This window comes from Sphingorhabdus sp. (assembly GCF_023910635.1).
Taxonomy (GTDB): domain Bacteria; phylum Pseudomonadota; class Alphaproteobacteria; order Sphingomonadales; family Sphingomonadaceae; genus Sphingorhabdus_B.
In genome coordinates this window covers 1-4,621 of record NZ_JAAVVZ010000048.1, presented here as the reverse complement: position 1 = coordinate 4,621, position 4,621 = coordinate 1, and the positions used below count along the sequence as shown (strand labels likewise).

Below are 4,621 nucleotides of genomic sequence, written 5' to 3'. Positions count from 1 at the left end.
AGTTTCAGGTCAATCGCGGCGAAGATGTCGTCGAGTTGCTCTTCCTTGCTCACGCCAACCATCGTCGATGCCACAAAGTCATGCTGTTTTGACCAAGCGGTTGCCAGCGTCACGGGCGACATGCCAGCTTCCCGCGCAATCGCGACAATCCGCATCGTGCTTTCCAATGCGCGGGGTCCGGCGAAACGTTGTGCCATTTCGACCTGACGTGATCCGGCCATTTCGAGATAGCGGGAGAAACGCGCGCCTTCGGGGCGGGCGCCGTCGAGATATTTGCCCGACAACACGCCGCCACCCAGCGGCGAGTAAGGCAGCAACGATATGCCCTCCAGACGGCAGACTTGTTTCAATTCATCTTCAAACCGGCGGTTGTTGATCGAAAAATTATTCTGGATGCTTTCGTAACGCGCCACGCCCAACCGTTCGGACGTCGCCAGCGACTTCATCAGGCCATAGCTGGTCTCATTCGAACAACCCAAAACGCGCACCTTGCCCGACCGTATCAGTTCATCGAGCACTTCCATCGTTTCGTCATAGGCAAGGCCGTGGTCGGGCCAATGCGTTTGATACAGGTCGATATAATCAGTCTGCAAACGGCGCAGGCTTTCCTCAACCGCGGTGATGATATTGTGCCGGTCCAGCGTCGTCATGCCGCCGCGCTTGGGGGATTTGAACCAAGTGTGGCTTGGGCCGGAAACCTTGGTTGCCATGATGATGGCGTCGCGGTTCTTACCCTTCATCCATCGGCCAATGATATCCTCGGTCCGGCCAACCCATTTAATGTCCGGCGGCACGGGATAGCCTTCGGCGGTGTCGAAAAAGTTGATGCCCGCGTCCAGACATTTGTCGAGAATGCGGTGCGCCTCCGCCTCGTCGGTTTGCGACCCAAAGGTCATGGTGCCCATGCAAATGTCGGACACGTAAATGGCGCTTTTGCCGATGCGACGATGTTCCATATTATTCTCTCCCTAATATTGTCCAGCCGCGCCAACGACCAAAAATGCGAGTGCGGCAAGCAACCCCGCCACGCGGTTTGAACGGAAATGGCCAAGCGCGTTGCTGCCATCGGATTTCAGAGAAATGACCTGCATTCCCAAATGAAAGGCGACCGGAAGGAGCGCGACCAACGCCTGCTTTTCGGGCCGAACGCTCCAAATCGCCATGCCCCAGCCCAGAATCGTCAAGACGTAGAACGCCGCCACGCCCAACCGGACGCTGCCGCCCAGCCGCAAGGCGCTCGATTTAATCCCGACCAAGGCGTCATCTTCGCGGTCCTGCATGGCGTAGATGGTGTCATAGCCAACGACCCAGAATATCGTGCCAGCATAGAGCCAGAACATCGCCGCATTGCCCTGCCCCATGATTGCCATCCAGCCGACCAATGCGCCCCAGCTAAACACCAGCCCAAGCCAGATTTGCGGCCAATATGTAATGCGCTTCATAAACGGGTAAGCGGCCACAAGCAGGATGCTGCTTAAAGCAACAATCTGCGCCTCCCACCGAAGCTGCAACAGCACCAGCAGGCCAAAAGCGCATAAGCCAAGCAGGAACGCCCATGCGCCGCGCAGGCCAATATCGCCGCTGGGCAAGGGCCGCGACGCCGTGCGTGCGACTTGCGCGTCGAGATCGCGGTCGACAATGTCATTATACACGCACCCTGCCCCGCGCATGACAATCGCGCCCAGCAGCATCCAGTATGCAAGGTCCCAACGCGCAATCAGCCCACCCGATAGCGCCAGCCCAAATATACATGGCCAGAACAACAGCCACCAGCCAATCGGGCGGTCCAACCGCGCCAACAGCAGCAAAGCGCGCAGCTTCACCGGCAACAGGGCAATGACGCCGGTATATTCGCTGTCTGGGACTAGTTTAGGCGTCATGGCAAAGGCCCTGCCAAAAATTATGGCGCACGTCATCTGCGAAGTTGAACGGGCGCAAGTTCGCAGATGACGCCGCCCGCTTTTGCAGCTAGGCACAAGGCCATGCCCGCAACACCCGCCTGGCCCCCAAAATCAACGCCGCGCTTGTTTGTCGAACAACCGCTGGCGCTGGGCGCGTCGCTCAACATATCTGGCAACAGCGCGCATTATCTCATCGGTGTGATGCGCCTGAAAGAGGGTGCGCCGGTCAAATTGTTCGACGATATTTCGGGCGAATATCTCGGCATCGTCACGCATATAAGCAAACGCGACCTTGATCTTACCGTCGAGGCAAAGCTCCGCGAACGCGAAACGACGCCCGATCTGTGGATCGCCCAAGCTTTGATCAAAAAGGACCGGTTTGACTGGATCGCCGAAAAAGCGTGCGAATTGGGTGTGGCACGCTTTGTGCCCGTGCTGACCGCGCGCTGCGTGGTCGATAAGGTGAAGGATGACCGTCTGCGCGCACATATGGTTGAGGCCGCCGAGCAATGCGAACGCACCGCCTTGCCGCAGATTGCGCCGCTGACGAAACTGGATGCCTTGTTGAAGGATTGGCCCGCCGAGCGGATACTATATTTCTGCGACGAACGCGGTGGCGCGCCGTTTCTGGACGCCATAAGCGTTGGCCCAGCGGCCCTGTTGATCGGGCCGGAGGGCGGCTTCACCGATAGCGAAAATGCCTTTGTTCGCGCGCATCCCTATGCGCGGCCCGTGTCGCTTGGCCCGCGCATATTACGCGCGGACACCGCTGCGGTTGCTGCAATATCGGTTTGGATGGCAAAGAACGGCGACTGGTCGGCTTAGGGTCAGGACCTCAACAGTGCATAACGCGATAACATTAATCTACTGGCAATATCGCCGCGACATTTCTAAACCGCCGCCATGAGCACAAAAACCGTTTCCAACAGCGTCGGTCCCGTCATCGAAACGCGCGATCAATTGGTCGCCGCAATATCCAGGGGTGAAAAGCCCAAGGACCGCTGGCGCATTGGCACCGAGCATGAAAAATTCGTATATAATCGCAGTGATCACCATGCCCCGTCTTATGACGAACCGGGCGGCATTCGCGATTTGTTAATGGCGATGACCGAATTTGGTTGGGAGCCTGTGTACGAAAACGGCAAGGTCATCGCCATGAGCGGCAGCGACGGTGCCATCAGTCTTGAGCCTGCCGGGCAGCTTGAACTATCGGGCGCGCCGCTGGAAAACCTGCACCAAACCTGCGCCGAAACCGGGCGGCATTTGAAACAGGTAAAGGCCATTGGCGACAAGACGAACACCAGCTTTTTGGGCCTTGGGCTTTGGCCTGATAAGACGCGCGCTGAACTGCCGATCATGCCCAAGGGGCGGTATGACATCATGCTGCGCCATATGCCGCGCGTCGGCAGCATGGGCCTCGACATGATGCTGCGCACCTGCACGATTCAGGTCAATCTTGATTATGCGAGCGAAGCCGACATGGCGCACAAGTTCCGCACATCGCTGGCGCTGCAACCGCTTGCCACCGCGTTGTTCGCCAATTCGCCATTCTTGGAGGGCAAACCAAACGGGTTCCTCTCCTATCGCAGCCATATCTGGTCCGACACCGATCCGCAGCGCACGGGCATGTTGCCTTTCGTGTTCGACGCCAATTTCGGCTATGAACAATATGTCGACTATATGCTCAAAGTGCCGATGTATTTCGTTTATCGCGACGGCAAATATATTGACGCGGCGGGGTTAGATTTCCGCGATTTCCTAAAGGGTGAGCTGTCGGTGCTGCCGGGTGAAAAGCCCACGGTCAGCGACTGGGAAGACCATATGTCCACCGCCTTTCCTGAAGTGCGGTTGAAAAGCTTTCTGGAAATGCGCGGTGCCGATGGCGGCCCGTGGAACCGCATTTGCGCGCTCCCCGCTTTTTGGGTCGGCCTGCTCTATGACCAAGCTGCCTTGGATGCCGCATGGGACGAGGTCAAGCATTGGACGATGGAAGAACGCGAGACGTTGCGCAGTGCGGTGCCCGCCCAAGGCCTGAACGCCGCAATACCCGGCGGCGGCAAGTTGTTGGACTTGGCGGGGCGCATTCTCGATATATCGTCATCCGGCTTGGCCGCGCGCAATTGCCTGAACGGCAGCGGTGACAATGAAACCGGCTATCTCGACCCGCTGCGCGAAATCGTCGCCAGCGGCAAAACCGTCGCTGAAATATTGTTGGAGAAATATCACGGCGAATGGAACGGCGATGTCTCGCGCGTCTATGACGAGATGAGCTTTTAGGGTCAGGGTCAGGACACCGGAATTCTAATTCCTCCCCCACCGGGGGAGGGGGACCAGCGAAGCTGGTGGAGGGGCACCCGCCGGTTGTCGCCATCTCGCGGTCATGCCCGGTCGAAACGCAGTGCCAATATAATCTCACGCAGGAGTCGAAGACAAAAAGAAGGTATCGGCCCGACCCGTCATAGTACAAAGCTATTTCGGGGATGACGCAGATGTCACCGGAATTCAGGGGGCGGGAAGCTCTGTCCCCCAGACAGAGCAAAAGCGCCAGCCGGGTGGGGCCCTCTCCCCTTGCGGGAGAGGGTTGCGCAGACTTACGAGCGCGCTCGTTAGTCGAAGCTGGGAGAGGGGTTGCGCCCTATCGGTCACGCACCACGCCGCGTTCGTGCAGATGGAAACCCAGCGCCAATATAATCTCGCACAAAGACGCAAAGACAAGAAGA

The 4,621-nt window shown here is 58.1% G+C and carries 4 protein-coding genes; 2 read left to right on the top strand and 2 right to left on the bottom strand.

Going from position 1 to position 4,621, the window contains the following annotated elements; translation table 11 throughout:
- On the bottom strand, window positions 1-956 hold a 956-nt coding region (locus HEQ34_RS13840), incomplete at its 3' end, for an aldo/keto reductase (RefSeq protein ID WP_296201469.1).
- A gap of 12 nt (window positions 957-968) precedes the next feature.
- A complete protein-coding gene (gene ubiA, locus HEQ34_RS13835; protein WP_296201467.1) occupies window positions 969-1,880 on the bottom strand; it encodes a 4-hydroxybenzoate octaprenyltransferase in 912 nt (303 codons plus the stop codon).
- A 102-nt stretch (window positions 1,881-1,982) separates the two neighbouring features.
- Here ubiA and HEQ34_RS13830 point away from each other — a divergent pair, with 102 nt between their 5' ends.
- Together HEQ34_RS13830 and HEQ34_RS13825 are read left to right on the top strand one after the other, a co-directional pair.
- The gene (locus tag HEQ34_RS13830; protein WP_296201465.1) at window positions 1,983-2,726 is read left to right on the top strand and encodes a 16S rRNA (uracil(1498)-N(3))-methyltransferase; all 744 of its coding nucleotides are present in this window, start codon (window positions 1,983-1,985) and stop codon (window positions 2,724-2,726) included.
- A gap of 78 nt (window positions 2,727-2,804) precedes the next feature.
- Complete coding sequence (locus tag HEQ34_RS13825) at window positions 2,805-4,178, top strand: glutamate--cysteine ligase (RefSeq protein ID WP_296201464.1); 1,374 nt, start codon at window positions 2,805-2,807, stop codon at window positions 4,176-4,178.
- Window positions 4,179-4,621: the final 443 nt, after the last annotated feature.

Bases quoted from the DNA above. Each gene is read 5' to 3' on its own strand.
- HEQ34_RS13825 (WP_296201464.1), top strand. From the start codon at position 2,805: ATGAGCACAAAAACCGTTTCCAACAGCGTCGGTCCCGTCATCGAAACG.
- HEQ34_RS13830 (WP_296201465.1), top strand. From the start codon at position 1,983: ATGCCCGCAACACCCGCCTGGCCCCCAAAATCAACGCCGCGCTTGTTT.
- ubiA (WP_296201467.1), bottom strand. From the start codon at position 1,880: ATGACGCCTAAACTAGTCCCAGACAGCGAATATACCGGCGTCATTGCC.